11 protein-coding genes are annotated in these 19,250 nt (G+C 48.7%); 4 read left to right on the top strand and 7 right to left on the bottom strand.

The window, feature by feature from the left end:
• Position 1 precedes the first annotated feature (1 nt).
• Entirely contained in the window at positions 2–10,756 is a 10,755-nt protein-coding gene (gene srfAA / locus NYE68_RS02220; RefSeq protein ID WP_324636139.1) for a surfactin non-ribosomal peptide synthetase SrfAA, read from the bottom strand.
• 591 nt (positions 10,757–11,347) lie between these two features.
• Positions 11,348–11,710, bottom strand: a complete 363-nt coding sequence (locus NYE68_RS02215; protein ID WP_007409352.1) for a helix-turn-helix domain-containing protein — start codon at positions 11,708–11,710, stop codon at positions 11,348–11,350.
• A 231-nt stretch (positions 11,711–11,941) separates the two neighbouring features.
• Here NYE68_RS02215 and hxlA point away from each other — a divergent pair, with 231 nt between their 5' ends.
• The 4 genes from hxlA (at position 11,942) to comJ (ending at position 14,345) form a co-directional block, all read left to right on the top strand.
• Positions 11,942–12,577: a 3-hexulose-6-phosphate synthase gene (gene hxlA, locus NYE68_RS02210; RefSeq protein WP_015239130.1), complete on the top strand. Its 636-nt coding sequence runs from the start codon at positions 11,942–11,944 to the stop codon at positions 12,575–12,577.
• Positions 12,574–13,131: a 6-phospho-3-hexuloisomerase gene (gene hxlB / locus NYE68_RS02205; RefSeq protein WP_014416874.1), complete on the top strand. Its 558-nt coding sequence runs from the start codon at positions 12,574–12,576 to the stop codon at positions 13,129–13,131. The genes hxlA and hxlB overlap by 4 nt, the downstream gene beginning before the upstream one ends.
• A 357-nt stretch (positions 13,132–13,488) precedes the next feature.
• A complete protein-coding gene (locus NYE68_RS02200) occupies positions 13,489–13,926 on the top strand; it encodes a NucA/NucB deoxyribonuclease domain-containing protein (RefSeq protein ID WP_003156588.1) in 438 nt (145 codons plus the stop codon).
• Between the two features lie 20 nt (positions 13,927–13,946).
• Positions 13,947–14,345: a competence protein ComJ gene (gene comJ, locus NYE68_RS02195; protein WP_039252825.1), complete on the top strand. Its 399-nt coding sequence runs from the start codon at positions 13,947–13,949 to the stop codon at positions 14,343–14,345.
• Between the two features lie 40 nt (positions 14,346–14,385).
• Here comJ and NYE68_RS02190 read toward each other — a convergent pair whose 3' ends face one another.
• The 5 genes from NYE68_RS02190 to NYE68_RS02170 all read right to left on the bottom strand — a co-directional run bounded on the left by NYE68_RS02190 (position 14,386) and on the right by NYE68_RS02170 (position 19,174).
• Positions 14,386–15,822, bottom strand: coding sequence for a family 1 glycosylhydrolase (locus NYE68_RS02190; RefSeq protein ID WP_324636140.1), 1,437 nt, complete (start codon positions 15,820–15,822; stop codon positions 14,386–14,388).
• Between the two features lie 103 nt (positions 15,823–15,925).
• A complete protein-coding gene (locus tag NYE68_RS02185) occupies positions 15,926–16,249 on the bottom strand; it encodes a YckD family protein (protein ID WP_007409357.1) in 324 nt (107 codons plus the stop codon).
• Positions 16,250–16,321: 72 nt separating this feature from the next.
• A complete protein-coding gene (locus NYE68_RS02180) occupies positions 16,322–16,756 on the bottom strand; it encodes an RDD family protein (protein ID WP_012116767.1) in 435 nt (144 codons plus the stop codon).
• A gap of 14 nt (positions 16,757–16,770) precedes the next feature.
• Positions 16,771–17,907: a zinc-dependent alcohol dehydrogenase gene (locus tag NYE68_RS02175; protein WP_025284207.1), complete on the bottom strand. Its 1,137-nt coding sequence runs from the start codon at positions 17,905–17,907 to the stop codon at positions 16,771–16,773.
• Positions 17,908–17,971: 64 nt separating this feature from the next.
• On the bottom strand, positions 17,972–19,174 hold the full coding sequence (locus NYE68_RS02170; protein ID WP_014416870.1) for a GTP-binding protein: 1,203 nt from the start codon (positions 19,172–19,174) through the stop codon (positions 17,972–17,974).
• Positions 19,175–19,250 lie beyond the last annotated feature (76 nt).

The following is a 19,250-nucleotide window of genomic DNA, read 5'->3' as shown; positions in this document are numbered from 1 at the left end:
GTTAGAGAATTTCCATTAATTTATCAAGTTCATCAAGCGTCAGATCATCATCGCCAAGATCGCTAGGCGTAAGCTCAGGTCCGTCTTGGGCCAGGCAGTGATCTATGATTTTCAAGAGGTGCCCTTTAAAGCTGTCACTGAACGATTGAATGGTTTTTTCATGAAATTCGAGAGAATGATAGGCAAACGTCATCGTCATCTGCCCATTTTCTATAAATCCGACAATATCAAGCGCATTCGGCTTCTCTGTGTCAGGGCTCAGCGATTGTCCTGACGGCATCCCGGATCTTGTAAATAAGCCGGAATCCGACATCTCATTAAACTGGCCTAAGTAGTTAAAGCTGATATCCGGATCAATCTCAAATGAAAGATTCTCTTTATGCTCAGGCGCCGTTACATAACGCAGAATGCCGTAGCCGACTCCTTTGTTCGGGATGTGTCTGATGTCTTCTTTCATTTGTTTCAGCTGATATGAAAGATCGTCGGAATGCTTCATCTCAAGGATCATCGGATACATGCTCGTAAACCATCCGACCGTCCGGGTGATATTCAGGCCGTCAAGAATGTCTTCGCGTCCGTGGCCTTCCAAATGAACGCCGATCGTGTCTTCACCCGTCCACTCTTTCAGCGCCAGTCCGAGCGCCGTGAGCAGGATGTCGTTCATTTCGGTGTGATAGGCTTCATGTACGTTTGTCGTCAGCTGTTCAGTTTGTTCAGGCGTCAGAGAGAAGCTGACCGTTCTCGTATGTCTCATGCGCTGATCACCAGACTGCCTGTCTTTCGGAAGCTGAGTGCATACCTCTTTTTTCTCAAGCTCTCTCCAGTAATCCGCTTCTTTCAGAAACGCCTTCGTATTTGCGTATTCTTTGATTCTCTCGGCAAATTCGGCGAATGAATGTGTTTTCGGCGGCAGCGCCGGTTCATTGCCTTGCTTCAGCTGCGTATACACGGACGTAAAGTCCTCCAGTAAAATCCGCCAAGATACACCATCCACGACTAAGTGATGGATTGCGAGAAGAAGGTGGTCTCCATCTTCAGCCCGGAAGAGCCCGGCTTTCAAGAGATGTCCTGTTTCCAGTGAAATACTGCTTTGAAGACGGTCTGCTTCCCTTTCGATACGGTCCTCATGGTCTTCAGCAGGTCCGTTCAGCTCAAAGACGTTCAGTTCAACAGACGCATCCTCAAGCCCTCTGTAATACGGTTTTTGTTCACGATAAATCATCCGGAGCGCATCATGGTGCACCGTCAGGACATGTAATGTTTTTTCTGTTACCTCCGGATCAAAGCCGTCTTTCGCGTGAAGCATGACGGATTGGTTCCAGTGGTGTTTGTCCGTGAAGTTTTTCTCAAAGAACCAGCGCTGGATCGGCGTTAAGGCCGCTTCGCCTTCGACCGGGCCCTGGTCGGCCTGCTTGCCTTCCGTCCGCTCCACATACGAGACGAGCTCTTCGATGGTCGGATGCTGGAAGAGATCTTTCATCTCCAATTTATAGCCGTGCTGGTTCAGGCGGCTCGCCATTTGGATGCCTTTGATCGAGTCCCCGCCGAGCGTGAAGAAATTGTCGCTTACGCCGATCTGATCAAGACCGAGCACTTCCTGCCAAATGTCGGAAAGCAGCGTCTCCATCTCCGTTTCCGGCGCTTTGTATGCCGCGCTTCCCGCTTCAATATCCGGTTCCGGCAGGGCTTTTTTGTCAATCTTTCCGTTCGCGGTGACCGGAAGCTCGTCCATCTCCACCCAGAAAGCCGGCACCATGTAGTCAGGCAGCGTGTCTTTCAGCGCGGATTTGAGCGTTTCGATATCGTCCTGCTGAGGCGCGACATAGGCGCAAAGCGCGGTATTGCCCGCTTTGTCTTCCACGGCCGTCACCGCTGCGTCATGAACGTCCGCAAGCTGGGCGAGGCGGACTTCGATTTCTGAAAGCTCGATCCGGTAGCCCCGCACTTTGACCTGCTGGTCAATACGGCCGATGTATTCGATGCCGCACTGCGCGTTCCATTTGACGAGGTCGCCGGTCCGGTACATGCGCTCGCCCGGCACGAACGGATCTGCGGTAAACCGCTTCGCCGTTTCTTCTTCACGGTTCAGGTATCCGCGCGCAAGTCCGCGGCCTGCCACACACAATTCACCGGCAATGCCTTCCGGCTGCACCTGATCGCCGTCGCCGAGAATATAAACTCTCGTATTGGCAATTGCCCGTCCGATCGAAAGCGATCCTTCCTCCGGATTGATGACGCCGCTTGTCGCGACGACGGTGTTTTCCGTCGGGCCGTAGTTGTTGACGATCGTGTACGGCTGTTTCACCGCCCGCTTCAGCTTGTCGCCGCCGACGAGAAGCATGCGGAGAGAGGTATTTTCCAGCTCCATAAATTGTTCGGCCAGCTGCGTCGGCAGGAAAGTGATGGTCACGCCGTTCTCCTCGAAATAGTGATTTAAGCGGGTGATATCCAGCCGGATCGCTTCGTCAATGACGTGAAGCTCCGCGCCGATGGTCCATGTCGGGAACATCTCCCAGATAGAGGCGTCAAAACCGAAGCCCGCGTATTTGGCGCTTTTATCATCCGCCGTCATGGCGAATGCGTCGTGATGCCAGAAACACAGGTTCACCAGCGCATGGTGTTCGACCATCACACCCTTCGGCTGTCCGGTCGTTCCTGACGTGTAAATCATATAAGCGAGATGATCCGCCGTTGTTTCCGTCTGCGGGTTCGCTTCATCGTTTTCATCAAGCGGCAGGCTCAGAATGGAGCGGCTGCCGTCAAGCAGGATCGTTTCTCCGTTGTAGCTGTCCGGCACGCCCAGCGCTTCCTGTGTGAGAAGAAGCTTGGCGCCGCTGTCCTGCAGAATGTAGCTGATCCGCTCTTCCGGGTATTCGGGGTCAATCGGCACAAATGCCGCGCCCGCTTTCAGGACGCCGAGTACGCCTGCGGCCATTTCCAAGGACGGTTTCGTCAAAATGCCGACACGTTCGTCATCCGTGACGCCGCAGTCCACGAGGATACGTGCGATCCGGTTCGCCCTTGCGTTCAGCTCGCCGTACGTCCATTTCGCGCCGTTGTATGCCGCGGCCGGCCGGTTCGCGTAGCGGGCGGCCGTTTCTTCAAAGAGACGGTGAACCGTTTTGTCCCGCGGCACAGAAATTGTTTTTCCTTTCCATGCGTTGAGGAGGGCTTGTTTTTCTGTTTTATTCACCAATGAAAGCTCAGAAAGCTTCGCAGCCGGATTTTCCGCTGCGGCTTCTAACAGTTGAAGCCAGTAATGCTTCCATGTCTCTGCCGTTTCCGGTTTAAACAGCGCGGTGTTATATTCAAGCACAAACGTTAAACCTTCGTCTGTGTCCTCAGCCGTCATTGTCAGGTCAAACTTGGCTGTTTTTCTGTCAAACGGATGGTGCTTCAGCTCAATTCCTTCCATGACCAGATCTTCCGCATTTGCATTTTGCATTGAGAATACCGCATCAAACAGCGGATTTCTGCTCGTATCACGCTGCACCTCAACCTTTTGCAGAAGGTCTTCAAGCGGATAATCCTGCGCGTCAAATGCATGTAAAGCGGTTTGTTTTACTTCTTTAAGATAGTCCGTGAACGTTTTGTCCGCTTCCGGATACGTACGAAGCGCGAGTGTATTCACAAAAACACCGATGACGTTTGCGAGATCCGCATGTGACCGTCCCGCAACCGGCGAGCCCACAATGATGTCATGCTGTCCGCTCAGTTTTGAGAGAAAGGCGCTGTATGTCGCCAGCAGCACCATGTACATGGTAGAATCCGTTTGTTTCGCAAGACTGCGAAGAGCCGACGTCTGTTCCTCAGTCAGAGAAAAGACCAGCTTGTCTCCTTCAAAGGTTTGCACGGCCGGACGGCTGTAATCAGCCGGCAGCGTCAATACCGGAAGCTCGCCGTCAAGCTCCCGAAGCCAATGCTCCTCCTGCTTGCGGTACTGCTCTGATTGAATAAATTTCTGCTGCCATACCGCATAGTCTTTATAATGAATCCGCAACGGCTCAAGCGTTTCACCGCCATACAAGCGGGACAGTTCATCTATCAGCACGCCGACTGAAGCGCCGTCCGAAATGATATGGTGCATGTCAAACAGCAGCAGGTGGTCATGTTCAGCCAGCTTGACCAGTCCCGTTCTGACGAGAGGAAGCTGATCCAGGCGGAACGGCCGGATAAAGCTCTGAATAATCCGTTCAGCATCTTCTTCAGAGGCTTCATAATATTCCATGTCGATATCAGCTTCCGTCCATATGCGCTGAACCGTTTCTCCATCCTGTATGTCAAATGTCGTTCTGAAGGCTTCATGGCGTTCTGTCAGCTGTTTCATGACGGATTTCAGCTTTTCTGCATCAAGCTTTCCTTTTAAGCGGAGCACAGACGGCATGTTATAGCTTGTTTCAGCGCCTTCCAGCTGCTGAAGCACGAACATCCGCTTCTGCGGTGAAGAAACCGGATACGTTTCCCGCTCGGCCGCCGGTGCGATGCTCTCTGCCGCCTTCCGCTCAGCCCCTTCAATCAGCTGCGCCAGCCCCGCAGCCGTCGGAGAAGTGAACAGATCCTTTAAGGTAAGCTGCACGCCGAATGTCTTCTGGATAAGGGCCAGCAGTTTCATCCCCGCTAACGAGTGGCCCCCGATCTCAAAGAACTGGTCATGGACACCGACCCGCTCCATTTGCAGCACCTCAGCCCAAATATCCGCCAGTTTTTGTTCTGTTTCATTGCGCGGCGCCGTATATGACACGGCATTCGCTGCGGTCACATCCGGCATCGGCAGCGCCCGCCTGTCGATTTTTCCGTTCCCTGTAAGAGGCAGTTCATCCAATTGAATAAAGACGGATGGAATCATATAAGCCGGAAGATCCTTCGCCGTATGCTCCCTCAGCTCCCGGGAAGAGATTTCCCTGTGACCGACAACATACGCGCAAAGAAGTTTGTCACCCGCGCCCTGATCCACAGCGAGCACAATGCATTCCTGAATCTGGTCATGACTTTGAAGCTGATGCTCAATTTCGCCAAGCTCAATCCGCTGACCGCGGATTTTCACCTGATGGTCGATACGTCCGATAAACTCGATATCGCCATTCGGAAGCCATCTGGCCAAGTCGCCCGTTTTATACATCCGTTCACCTTCCTTAAACGGATGCTTTACAAATTTTTCTTCCGTCAGTTCAGGACGGTTGTAGTAGCCTTCTACGAGTCCTTCCCCGCTGACGCACAGCTCTCCCGCGATACCCGCCGGCTGAATGCGTCCGGCTGAGTTCATGATGAAGACTTCCGTATTGCTGACCGGTTTCCCGATCGGAACGGAGAGCGTATCCTCTTCAATGACATCCACCGGATGGTATGTCGCAAACACCGTGCTTTCCGACGGGCCGTACATATGAAGCAGTCTTCCTTTTCCGACTGCCGCAAGCGCCTTTTTGACATGTTCTACAGACGCTCTTTCGCCCCCGAACATGATTTTCCGAAGCATCGTCAGACAGGACGGCTCCATATCAACAAGCAGGTGGAACAGGGCCGTCGTAATCATCAGAATGCTGACGTTCTCCCGTTTGATCACACGGGACAGGCGTGACATATCCAGCACCGTATCTTTCGGGACGATCACAAGCTTTGCACCGTTTAACAGCGAACCGAACATATCAAACATAAAAGCGTCAAAAACGTAGTTTGACAGACCGAGCACTGTGTCCTCTTCAGAAACAGTCAAATAGTTCGTGTTTTTTACCGTCCGCAAAATGTTGGCATGTGTGACGATGTTTCCTTTCGGCGTTCCCGTCGTGCCTGATGTATAAGTGAGATTGGCAATCGTTTTGGAATCAAACGGCAATGCTGGATTGCGAGAGTCCTTTTCATAGCTCGCCTCATCATCAGCAAGCACAATGACGCCTTGAAAACCGGCCTTTTCCGCAATCGGCTTGAGGCTTTGCTGAGTCAGGAGCACATTCGCCCCGCTGTCGCAGAAGAAATGCTGAATCCGCTGAACCGGATGCTCAGGATCAATCGGCACATAGGCGGACCCCGCTTTTAACACAGCCATAATGGAAACAATCATATCCATTGACCGTTCACACAGAACAGCCGCGGTTTTTCCGCCGCCTCCGACCGAAAGAATATGCCGCGCAAGCCTGTTGGCGCGTTCATTCAGCTGCTGATACGACAGGGTTTCCCCTTCGAACTGTAGAGCCGTCCGGTCAGGGTTCTTTCGGGCTTGTTCTTCAAAGATCTGCACGATCGTTTGATCTTTCGGGTATACCGTGCGTTCCGGGTTGAACCGCTGTAATTGATTCAAAGCCTCCCGTTCAGAAAGCAGATCATATTCGCTGATTTTCGCATCCGGCTGAGCTGCCGCGCTTTCCAGCAGACGGACATAGTGCGCAAGCATGCGATCCGCAGTTGAGCGCTTAAACAGCTTCGTGCAATAATCCAAATCAAGCGCAATGCCTTCCGCTGTTTCCCGAGCCTGCATGGTCAGGTCGAATTTGGCGATATTGAAGTTTGTTTCATGAAGAGACAGCGTCAGATTACCGATCTCCGGAATTCCGTCCGAGGCGTTTTGCAGACTGAACATCGTGTCAAATATCGGATGCCTGCTCATGTCCCGGGGCACGTTCAGCTCCTCGGTCAGCCACTCAAACGGATAATCCTGATGAGAAAACGCATCCAGCACCTGCTTGCGCACATGACCTAACAAGCCGGCAAATGTCTGATCCTGCTTCACGGAGCTTCGCAGCGCAAGCGTGTTGACAAACATCCCGATGAGCCCCTCGGTATCGGAGTGATTTCTTCCCGCTGACGGTGTTCCCACGATGATGTCTTCCTGTCCCGAATACTTAGAAAGCAGCGTATAGTATGCCGATAACAGCACCATGTAAAGAGTGGCTCCGTTTTTCTCGGCAAGCTTCTGCAGCCGTTCCCGCAGCATTTTCGGCAGCTTGACGGACACGCGGTCACCTTCAAAGCTTTGCACCTGCGGCCGCGGATAATCAGGGAGCAGCTGAAGCACCGGCAGTTCGCCGCTGAAGACTTCTTTCCAGTACGCCCGCTCCTTCTTGTAGCCTTCTTTCGCCCGTTCCGCCTGCCATACGGCATAATCTTTATATTGAATGCGCAATTCAGGCAGCTGATTTCCGCCGTAGATGTCAGCCAGTTCCTTCAGCATGATGGAAATAGACACCCCGTCAGAAATCAGGTGATGCATATCAAACAGCAGCATATGGCGATTGTGACCGAGCGTTTGCAGGCCGATTCTGAACAACGGCGCCTCAGATAAATCAAAACGGCGCACAAAGTCCTTCATGACCTGTTCATTCGTTCTTCCGCGCGCTTCGATCATTTCAATATGAAACGGAACATGCTCGCCAATCACTTGTCTCGGCGTGCCGTCCTCTGATTGAAACGATGTTCTGAGCGCTTCATGCCTGCTGATTAAGGCAGAAAATGCACGCTCAAGCTTTTCACGGTCTAAAGCGCCCTCAATCATGGCCGCAGCCGGCATGTTATATCCGACTCCCGCGTCTTCAAATTGGCTTGCGATATAAGTCCGCTGCTGAGCGAGCGAAAGCGGATAGCTCGCCTGCTTCTCAGCCGGCTCAATTGCACTGAATGCCGGTCCTTCGTTTCGGTTTTCCGCATAATCGGCAAGCGCCGCAATCGTCGGATGCTCAAACAAGTATTGCAGCGGAATTTCAACGCCCATTTGCTTATGAATTTTCGTCAGAAGCGTCATTGCCTTTAATGAATGACCGCCTGACTCGAAGAAATGATCATAAATGCCCGCCTTGTCCATTCCGAGAACTTCCTGCCAGATGACGGCAAGTGTTTCCTCCGTTTCATTTCTCGGCGCGGCATATTCAGATGAGCTGACAGCCTGCACATCAAGCGCAAACAGCTTTTTGCGGTCCGCCTTCCCGCTTGGCGTGAGCGGAATTTCGTCCGTTTTTGTAAAGTAAGCGGGCACCATGTAATCAGGAAGGTGCTTGGACACATACTCCCTGTACTCGGCAGGGTGAAACTCGGTTCCTTTTTCCTGAACGATATATGCGCAGACATCTAAGCTGCCCTGCTGATCCGGCCGTGCCAGCACGACGGCCTGCGCCGCGCCCGGGGCTTTTCTGAGCACCGTTTCAATTTCTCCCAGCTCAATGCGGTAGCCGCGGACTTTCACCTGATCATCTTCACGGCCGATATATTCGATCGTCCCGTCCGGCAGCCAGCGCGCCATATCACCCGTGCGGTACATGCGGCCGCTTCCGTTAAACGGGTCCTGCAAAAACTTCTCTGCGGTCAAATCCGGAAGATTTAAATAGCCGCGGCCTACACCGTCACCCGCGATATACAGCTCACCGGCCGTGCCGTCGGGCTGAAGCCGCTGGTGCTTATCCAATATATACAGACGGGCGTTGCCGAGCGGTTTTCCGATCGGAACGTACGCCGCCTGTTGATTCATTCCGTTATCCGCTGACACCTGATGCACGGACGCATCTACGCACGTTTCTGTCGGCCCGTAGACATTCGTCAGACGCGGCGTCCTGCCCGATTGATGAAAGAGCGTCATCAGCTGTTCAGCAACAGCCGCGGACAGACCCTCTCCCCCAATGAGCATGTGGCGCAATTCAATTCCGCTGACATCTCCCGCCGCAACCATCATCTGCAGATGCGCAGGCGTTCCGTCAGTGGCTTCAATCCGGTTTTGACGATAATAGTCCAGCAGTGCCGAGCCATTCGTTACAGTCGTTTTCGGCACGATATAAAGCGTCTGTCCCAAAAGAAGCGAGGCAAAAATCTGTTTGACGGACGCATCAAAATGAAACGGAGCCAAAAGCGCCATTCTTAATGTCTGCTCACCGCATTGATAAATCTCCTGCTGCAGTGATTGCACCAGATGATGAACTTGCCGGTGCTCAATCATCACGCCTTTCGGCCGCCCCGTTGTACCTGACGTGTAGATGATGTAAGCCAGCCGGTCTGATTGTGTGCTGACACCGTCCGCAGCCGTCTCATACTGAACAGCCTCGTCAAAATCAATCCGTTCGGCATCCGCTGCAGGCGCCTGTATTCCGGCCTCCGTCAGAACAGCCTTCGCTCCGCTGTCCTCCAAAATGTACTGAATCCGATCCGCCGGAAAATCAGGATCTATCGGCACATAGGCGCCGCCTGCTTTCAAAATTCCCAATATTGCCGCAATGACACGCTCAGAACGGCCAAGCAGCACCGCGACAGGAGTATCGGCTGATATCCCGGCTTTAAGAAGGCGTCCGGCAATACGGCCTGACTGTTCATGCAATGTGCGATAGGACAATGTTCGGCCTTCATACACAACCGCGGGTTTGTCAGACAGTGACTTCACCTTCTCTTCAAACAGCCCCGGTATCGTCATCTCCCCGCGGTAATTCACCGGATTGCCGGAGGCCCGTTTCAGCAGCTGCTCTTTCTCGGATTCAGAAAGAAGAGTAAGTTCATCAATTATGCGATCAGGAGATGAAATCGCATCTTCAATCAGCGTGATCAAACGTTCAGAAACAGATTCAATCTCTTCCCCCTTGAAAATGTCGCTGCGATAGTCAAAATCAATTGTCAATTTCCCGGTGTCCCATCGTTCCTTCACATGAATTGAAATATCATTTGTACCGCTTCCGCTGAAAATAGGGTCTGTCAGGAAGGACAGATTCTCTTTTTTCTGCCACTGCATCACCTGGTACTCCAGAGCCACCGTAAACAATCTGCTCAGCGAACTTTTCGAAGCGCGCAAATCATTGACAAGCAGGTTATACGGATACTTTTGGTGGCGGAGAATTTTCATCAGGTCCTTCATCCGGCCTTTAACGAATTCCAAGAACGACTGTCCTCCGTCAACGCTTGTCCGCACAGGAACTGTAGATACGAACATCCCGAGCATCTGCTTTTCTTTCGCATTCGTCCGGTTTCCCATAAACGTACCTGTGACAACGTCATCCCGGCCGGTCACTTTGTAGAGATAAGTGATCAGAGCTGACTGGAACAGAGATAGTACGCTGACTTTATGCTCCTCGCAGAATGAATGAATGCGGCCATATAAGTCGTGAGGAATTTCTTGAGAAAACCGTTTCGCATCAAGACCCGCATCTGCCTGGCTCCGTTTCAGGGACACAAGCTCCGGCACGGTCTCAAACTGCCCGTTCCAAAAATCCCGATCCTTTTTAAACCGCTTCGACTGCACATATTCCTGCTCTGTCAGCACATGCTCAATAAAAGAAGGAATCTCCGTCTGTTCCTCACTTGTCCCGCCTGAAAGCTCCAAATAAATATCAGTAATCGCATTGCCCAGAATCGTCATGGAAATCCCGTCTGAAATAATGTGATGCACATTAGCGTAAAACCAGACCTCATTTTCACTGATCGTGTGCACGGAAAAACGGAATAAATCCTGATCATATAACGCCAGAGGCTTGCCGGCTTCTTCACGCCCCCATTTGGACAGCTCGTCCGCAGAGCAGCCGGCTTGCCTGATATCCGTGTGCCCGATAGAGAGCGGACGGTATTCGCTCACATATTGAACGGGCTCCCCCTCATCATCAAGCCGCAGACGGATTCTCATCGACTCATACCGCCGGACGAATTCCTGTATCGCTTTCTCAACGTAATGAGCCTGTACGCCGTCTTCAGAAATGAGTTTCCCGAAACCGGCTAGATTTGAAATGCTTGTGTTCGGATAGAATTTTTCTGTATACCAGATACGTTTTTGAGCATTTGTTAAAGGATAAAAAGTTATTTCCATATGTGTGCGCCTCCCCTTTTTAAGATAAAGTTGTCAATTCTCCCTTAGAAACAGCCTCCCTCTATGTCCCTAACTCATTCTCAAGCCAAAAGAACCACTTACCTCCAAAAACGATCCCGATTCAATCACCGCCGAAATCCGTCATCCGTTCACCCGCGCAGTCCGAAATGCGGCATCAAATTTATGAGAAATCAAGACAAAAAGCCATTGATTGTAAGCACGAAAGGTTTACCTATTTCTGCATGTATTTCTATATATCTACTTACGTTCACTTTATATGAAAATATTGTTTTTATCACCGAAAAATGGGTGAAAAGTTTCATGCGGCACACCGAAAAAAAATCCGACGAATCCAGAGGGTATTTTGCGGCATCCCGCAATTTATTTTCAAAAATATTATTTACGTAAAATTAAAAATCTTTAAACTATAATGAAAATCTGTCGAATATCCAGTTATGGCAGAATGAAAAAAATTTACGTACGTAAGCTGACCCGGAAAAAACAGCGCAAGAACCGAAACAGACGGCCCGAATGTTCGCAATATGATTTCATTAAACCGCAAAAAAAGCACTCTATTTTACATAGAGCACTTCAAAAAGATTCCTTTATTGCAGTTTTATCAATGTTGATTAATTCCATATAATCTTTTCCCCACTTATACATGGCGTCCAGAATCGGCATAAGGCTTTCTCCTTGCGCCGTTAAAGAATACTCCACTTTCGGAGGGACGACAGGGTAAACTTCCCTGTGAACGATCAGATCCTGCTCCAGCTCCCTGAGCTGATTCACAAGAATTTTGTGCGTAATATCCGGAATTAAAGCTTTCAGCTCATTAAACCGCTTCGTCCCTTCTTTTCCCAAGTGCCACATAATCAGCATTTTCCACTTCCCGCCTATCACGGCAAGCGTCAATTCCTTTTCGCAATTAAACGTTTTCTCATCCATTCGGCTCACGGACAATTCTCCTTCCTCTTACTTTTTGTACGGTCATCATCTATTCATACACGCTTACTTTTTCACACAACTTTCGTCAGTTTATACTACCACGCAGTTTTGCTGAAACAAAGCGCATTGCCTGCGGGGACAGTATCCTCAAAGTAACTATTAGACTTCAAAGTGCGTACTTCTCAACATGCGGGGCACTCTATAGAATGGAAATACATGAAAAAGAGGAGTGGATATAAAGTGGAATTACAGCTGGCATTAGACTTAGTAAATATCCCGGAAGCAATTGAACTTGTGAAAGAGGTCGAACCATATATAGATGTTGTAGAAATCGGCACTCCCGTTGTCATTAATGAAGGACTGAAAGCCGTGCAGGAAATGAAAACAGCCTTTCCTCACTTGAAAGTGCTTGCCGATCTTAAAATCATGGATGCAGGCGGTTACGAGATTATGAAAGCGGCAGAAGCGGGAGCCGACATCATCACCGTTTTAGGGGCGACAGACGACTCAACGATCAAAGGGGCGGTTGCCGAAGCAAAAAAACAGCAGAAAAAAATCCTCGTCGACATGATTAACGTAAAAAACCTTGAAACACGGGCAAAAGAAATTGACCAACTCGGTGTTGATTATATTTGTGTTCACACAGGTTATGATCTTCAAGCAGAAGGAAAAAATTCATTCGAGGAACTGACGGCGATTAAAAAAGCGGTCAAGAGCGCTAAAACCGCAATTGCCGGAGGCATTAAACTTGATACGCTTCCTGAAGCCATCAAACAAAACCCAGATTTAATCATTGTCGGCGGAGGCATTACGGGAGCTGACAATAAAGCGGATGCTGCTGCTAAAATGAAACAGCTGATCACACAAGGATCATGAAAACGACTGAATACTTACATGAAATACTAAATGAAATATCCCGCACCGCAGCATTAATAGCCGACAGTGAAGCTGACAAGCTTGCGGATCTGATTTTATCGGCAGATCAAATCTTCACGTCCGGAGCGGGCCGTTCCGGCTTTATGGCTAAAGCGTTCGCCATGAGGATGATGCACATCGGCCTGAACGCTTACATCGTCGGTGAGACGCTTACCCCTCCCCTCCAAGAAGGCGGTCTCGTCATCATCGGCTCAGGCTCAGGCGAAACAAAAAGTCTGCTTCATACGGCTGAAAAAGCCAAAAACCTTAACGGCATCATCACTGCATTAACGATTAACCCCGCTTCAAGTCTCGGCAAACTTGCGGATCTTACAATAACGATTCCCGGCTCTCCTAAGGAAGAGACCGGCGGAGACAGAAAGACGATTCAGCCGATGGGTTCTTTATTCGAACAAACTCTTCTGCTGTTCTACGATGCGGTTATTCTAAAAATCATGGAGAAAAAAGAATTGAATTCAGCAGACATGTTTACAAAGCATGCGAATCTGGAATGATTTGCTGACGGCCTTCTTATCAGATGGCCGTCTTTTTATCGTCTTGTTGCGCACGGTCATGCAGACCAAGGTTTTCGGGTCGGACACTCGCAGACGAAGATATCCTGCCGGTGAGCTTATCGCTATAATAAGTCAATTGACGATACACCCGCAACCGTTCATTTCTGAATAGGGAAACGGCAAAAAACACTTTCTGATTGAATTTTTAATGAATAAAGTTGATTTGTGCGGATGGTTTTACAGATATTCAGCTGAATTGCGGCTGAGAAATATATTTTAACAGCTTTACAGCCGGCCGATTCTGCTTTATTCTTGGACCAGCTTTACAGCAATTAAAACTGGAGGTGATTGATACTCTTGAAAACATTAAAAGCACTGCTGCTTGTTCTTATCATCATTGCCGGAGCAGTCGCGGCCCTGATCAAGGGTGATCTTTTCTCAGATAACGAGCAGACCGTTCAGAAGAGTGATTACGACAAAGTAATCTTATTTCCGTCCGATCGATATCCGGAAACAGCAAAGCATATTAAGGACGCGATAAAAGAAGGACATTCCAGCATATGCACCATTGACAGAGACGGAGTACATAAGCGGCGTGAGCAATCTCTTAAACATGTGCCCGTCAAAACGGGATACGATAGAGATGAATGGCCGATGGCGGTTTGTAAACAGGGCGGAAATAACGCCTCCGTAGAATATATTTCTCCGGCAGACAACCGCGGAGCCGGCTCATGGGTCGGACATCAGCTTACCAATGATCCCGACGGAACGAGAGTATTATTTAAAATCAAGTAAAAAACAGGAGGAACAGCGCATTGAATAAATCATGGAAACCGCAAGAACTGGCCATTTCTTATCATCAATTTACAATCTTCCAAAAAGATTCAGAACCGCCTGTTATCGATTGGACCGATGAAGCCATTGAAAAAGGATATGCGGAAGCTGACGGAGCTGTTTCATTTGAGGCAAGGAGAAATACGAGGGCATTTATCGTCCTCAGGCTTAACACAAGTGAACCGGTACCATCCTATGAGAAAAAAGCGACTGTTCCCTTTGAGGCTGTAAAAGATGGAATTGAGATTGAAAGCGTGATGTCAAAGCGGCTTTTCTTTCATATTCCGAAAGGCCGATACAGCCTTACCTGTTATTCAGTGCCTGCCGAAATATCCGATCTTCATGCGGATACGTATATTATTGATGCAGCCTCAATGTAAAAGAAAGCCCTGAGAGAATCTTATTTCTCTCAGGGAACTTTTATAAACTTTTACCGTTTGTTTCAATTACATTTTGGTACCAATAAAAACTTTTTTTCCTGATCCGTTTCAAATCCTTTTCATCTTCTTCATCTCGATTGATATAGACAAAACCGTAGCGTTTTTGATAGCCGTTCAGCCAGCTTAACAGATCCGTGAATGACCAGCTGCAGTAGCCGATGAGATAAACTCCGTCACTAATGGCCTCTCTGCACTGTTCAAGATGGGAGCGTAAATAGTCAATTCTGTAGTCATCCTGAATTGAGCCGTCTTCTTCTATTTTATCGAATTCCCCCAGCCCGTTTTCTGTTATAAAAACCGGCAGCTCATAGCGGCTCGTTATACGCCGGAGGCCGATGCGCAGACCTATCGGGTCAATCGTCCAATCCCAATTACTCGTCACGAGGTTCGAATTCTTTTTCGTTTTAAACAGACCCGGTATACCGGTATCCTGGTTTGTCCCTTTCTGACCAGTCGTGTTCATTTTCCCCTCCGATACACCGTCAAGAGGATTTCTTTCGTACGTAATCGTCTGATAATAATTAACACCGATAAAATCCGGCTTGCCTTTTGCAAGCAATTCCATATCCCCGGCTTCAATGGCGGGCGCCCAGCCCTTTTCCTTTAAATAATTGAAAGGAATTTGCGGATAAGTCCCCCGGCAATACATATCAAGCCACCAATGATTCATAAATTCCTCTGCGTTTTCAAATGCAGTTATGTCTTCAGGATGACTTGTAAGCGGATAAGCCGGTGAATAAGCGAAGCTCGGGCCGATCATGCCGTCAGGAACATATTGTCTGAAGGATTCAATCGCTTTGGCATTAGCTAAAAATGCGATATGATTCGCTTCATAAAATCGTTTTCTGTCCTTTACGCCGGGCGGATGTGCAGCTGTAATAAACCCGTTATGAAAATTATAATTCTGCTCGTTTAACGTGACCCAGTATTTCACCTTGCCGGCAAATCTTTTGTATAACGCAATGCAGTAATCATTAAAATCATCAATAATTTTTCTTGATTCAAAGCCGCCGTATTCATCCATCAGCGCCTGAGGCAAGTCCCAATGATAAAGAGTCAGCACCGGCTCAATATCGTTAGAAATCAATACATCGATCAGGTCTTCGTAAAATGCGATCCCTGATTCGTTGATTTCCCCTCTGCCATTCGGAAAAATTCTCGGCCAGCTGACAGAAAAGCGGTAAGCTTTCAAACCCATTTCTGCCATCAAGGCGATATCTTCTTTATAACGCTCATAATGGCCAACTGCTGTATCGCCATTTGAGCCTTTAAACGTTTTACCCGGTATTTTCGTGAATAAGTCCCATACTGAAGGTCCTTTACCGTCTTTATTCCATGCTCCTTCAACCTGATAGGCAGCCGAGGCTGATCCCCATAGAAATGTATCAGGGAACAGGCCCTGTTTTTTATGTATCATGTGTTTCATCCTCCTGATGCGTATGATATTGATATCATACGTTATGAAACGCGTTTCAGAGCAATCCCGATAAAAACAAAAAAGCATCCGGCTTGCCGGATGCTTAAGAATGATGGTGCCGCTTTTCCAATTTATGAGGCGGAGGCTTCGGGACAAACCCATTTTGTTTCATCATGTTAAAGCGCCTGTCCATATGCTGTTTAATATGTTCTGCTTTTTCTTTCGGCAGGACCCCGTACTCAACATATTTGGATATAACATGTTTTCGTTTTTCGAGCACTTCTTTTTCAAGTGATTCAATTTCTTTTTTCTGCTGTTCCGTGAGTGACATTGTTGAAGGCATTTTTGTTCCGGCGGCGTGTGCCGGCATTGTGAAAACCATTGCTGTAATGAAAAATGCAGCTAAAGACAATGCAGCTTTTTTCATGACTCTTTCCTCCTTTAACGTTTGTTATATGTTGCTCCCTCATCCATTTTTTATGCAAAAAAAAGAGCGAAATTATTCGCTCTTTTCAATCGATTCGTCCGGCAGCGCGTATGTGACATACGTTCCTGCTACAAAATCGTGGATTGACCGTTTGTCTTCTCTCATTCCGACCATGAATGCGCTCACGATCACGCCGATTCCAAACGTCACGCCATATATCAGGCCGCCCACAAGCACTCTCAAAATCATAGTGAGAAAGCCTACCTGAGTGCCGTCTTTTTTGACGATGCGGATACCGCAGATCTTTTTGCCGATAACATAACCGTTCCAGTATACAGGGAGCAAAATAGCATAAAGAGTCAAAATGATGCTGATCATTGTGCTCTCATTCGGATCTTTTCCTGTTGCCAGCATAAAAATAATCGCCAAAGGCACTGAAGTAATTAAATAGTCGAGTACCACGGCTCCCAATCTGATCCAAAATCCCGCCGGTCTGTAAATATTCATCGTGTTTCTCCTCGCTATGGCTTTAAAATCACTTTAATGTTGCCATCTTCTTTTTTGTCAAATATATCATATGCAGCAGGAGCTTCCGCAAGACTCATTTTGTGTGTAATGATATCCGTCGGATCAATTTCATTTTGTTCGATCATTTGATACAGCATCGGCATCAGATGAATAACGGGTGCCTGGCCCATTTTCAAAGAAACGTTGCGTGTGAAAAAATCACCGAGCGGAAAGCCGTCCGCTTCAGAAATGTATGCGCCCGTGAGCTGCACGGTTCCGAACTTCTTAACGGCTTCTGATGCTGTAAGAATCGGACTGATCGTTCCGAACTGATTCGGTTTTTGCTCTGCTTTTTCTTTTGAAAGCGGCGTGCCGTCCATTCCGACACAATCAATCACTACATCCGCGCCCCCTGACGTATGTTCATGCAGCAGTTTCCCGATCTCATCATGTTCTGAAAAATTGAAGGTCTCTGCTCCGTTTATGCGTCTCGCATGTTCAAGGCGGTGCGGGACTTGATCAACTGCGATAACCCGTTTAGCTCCTTTTTTCCACGCGAATTTTTGCGCCATTAAGCCGATCGGGCCTGATCCCAGAATAACGACTGTATCCCCTTTTTTCACTCCGCTGTGCTGGACGCTCCAAAAGGCGGTCGGCATGACATCTGACAGAAGCAGCACCTGCTCATCTTCAAGCTCACTGTCTGCCGGAACCAGAAAAGAAGAGAAATCAGCATAAGGAACACGTAAATATTCAGCCTGCCCGCCGGGATAATTACCGTTAAACTCCGAGAAACCGAATAAGCCGCCGGCATCTGTATGAGGGTTTGGATTTGATTCATCACACTGGCTTTCCATCTGGTGCTTGCAATAATGACATTCTCCGCAGCCGATGTTAAAAGGAATCACGACCCGGTCGCCTTTTTTCAGCTTTTTGACTTGACTGCCCGTTTCTTCAACGATTCCCATCGGCTCATGCCCGACGATATAACCCGGATCGGCGGGTATTCCGTTTTTATATAAATGAAGGTCTGAACCGCATATCCCGGTTGCGGTGATTCGAACGATGACATCTCTCTCATCTTGAATGGCGGGTGCCGGGACTTCTTTCACTTCCATATGTTCTTTTCCTTGGTATGTCAGTGCTTTCACACTTGGTCAGCTCCTTTTTCATCACTCCTTCCCTTTTCACCTGCTTCTAAACTTGGCCGGTATGTTATTCGGCCCGCTGAATATCCCATTGAAAAGGATCTTCAAGCTGCGACCAATCGGAATCGAACTCAGACGGCGTGAGCAGGCACTGATCCAATTCCTTTGTAATGGCTGCTTCATCTAAATCTGTTCCGATAAACACCAGGTTCGTATGACGGTCTCCGAATTGGTCGTCCCAATCTTCCAGAATCTCCGGTTCCTGCTGTTTGATCTGCTCCTGCTCAAGTTTCGGCATTGCCGCCACCCAATAAGAAACAGGCTCAATCGAAACCGCCGGACCCGCCTGAGACATCAGCAGCGCAAGGCTGTTGCGGGTTGCGCACCAAGCAATTCCTTTTGCGCGCACAATGTTGTCAGGGATTGATTGATGCAGCCAGCTGTCAAAACGAGCGGTATGAAACGGCAGACGCCGCGAGTACACAAACGAAGTGATGCCGTACTCTTCCGTTTCCGGAGTGTGCGCTTCATGACCTGCCGTCAGTTCCTTTATCCATCCTGCTGATGAACTCGCTTCCTCAAACTCAAATAAACCGGTATTCAATATGTATTCGGCGGGCACTTCTCCGCGGACGGACCGGATCAGTCTGGCACGGGGCTGTAATGCGCGAAGGACCGTTTCCAGCTGTTCAAGCTCTTTTTCGCCCACCATGTCGCATTTATTTAAAATGAGCACATCACAAAACTCGATTTGGTCAATTAATAAATCGGCAATCACCCGTTCATCCTCTTCTCCCGCCGCTTCCTTCCGGTCAAGAAGGCTGTCACCGGACTGGAAATCATGCCAGAAGCGGTTTGCATCCACCACGGTCACCATTGTGTCCAGCCTGCAGAATGTTGTCAGATCAATGCCCATTTCTTCATCTATATAAGAAAATGTCTGGGCAACGGGAATCGGTTCGCTGATCCCTGTTGATTCAATCACAATATAATCAAATCTGCCGTCTTTCGCGAGTTTCTCAACTTCGACTAATAAATCTTCACGCAGCGTGCAGCAGATACAGCCGTTGGATAATTCTACGAGTTTCTCATCCGTCCTTGACAAGCCGCCTCCCTGCTTCACCAATCCCGCGTCTATATTTACTTCGCTCATGTCATTGACGATGACGGCAATTTTTAAACCGTTGCGGTTTTGTAAAATATGATTCAAAACGGTCGTCTTTCCGGCACCAAGATAGCCGCTCAATACTGTAACCGGAATTTTTTTCATATAATAGCCTCCTGACAAAATAGAATGATTACGATTTATATTCCGCACCTGCCTTATTTTCACCATAATATACATG

Source organism: Bacillus sp. FSL R5-0447, assembly GCF_038606125.1.
Classification (GTDB): Bacteria; Bacillota; Bacilli; order Bacillales; family Bacillaceae; genus Bacillus; species Bacillus velezensis.
Note: the sequence above shows the minus strand (reverse complement) of the source record. Positions and strands in the feature narration are given on the sequence as shown.

Bases quoted from the DNA above. Each gene is read 5' to 3' on its own strand.
- srfAA (WP_324636139.1), bottom strand. From the start codon at position 10,756: ATGGAAATAACTTTTTATCCTTTAACAAATGCTCAAAAACGTATCTGG.
- hxlB (WP_014416874.1), top strand. From the start codon at position 12,574: ATGAAAACGACTGAATACTTACATGAAATACTAAATGAAATATCCCGC.
- NYE68_RS02190 (WP_324636140.1), bottom strand. From the start codon at position 15,822: ATGATACATAAAAAACAGGGCCTGTTCCCTGATACATTTCTATGGGGA.
- NYE68_RS02185 (WP_007409357.1), bottom strand. From the start codon at position 16,249: ATGAAAAAAGCTGCATTGTCTTTAGCTGCATTTTTCATTACAGCAATG.
- NYE68_RS02180 (WP_012116767.1), bottom strand. From the start codon at position 16,756: ATGAATATTTACAGACCGGCGGGATTTTGGATCAGATTGGGAGCCGTG.
- NYE68_RS02170 (WP_014416870.1), bottom strand. From the start codon at position 19,174: ATGAAAAAAATTCCGGTTACAGTATTGAGCGGCTATCTTGGTGCCGGA.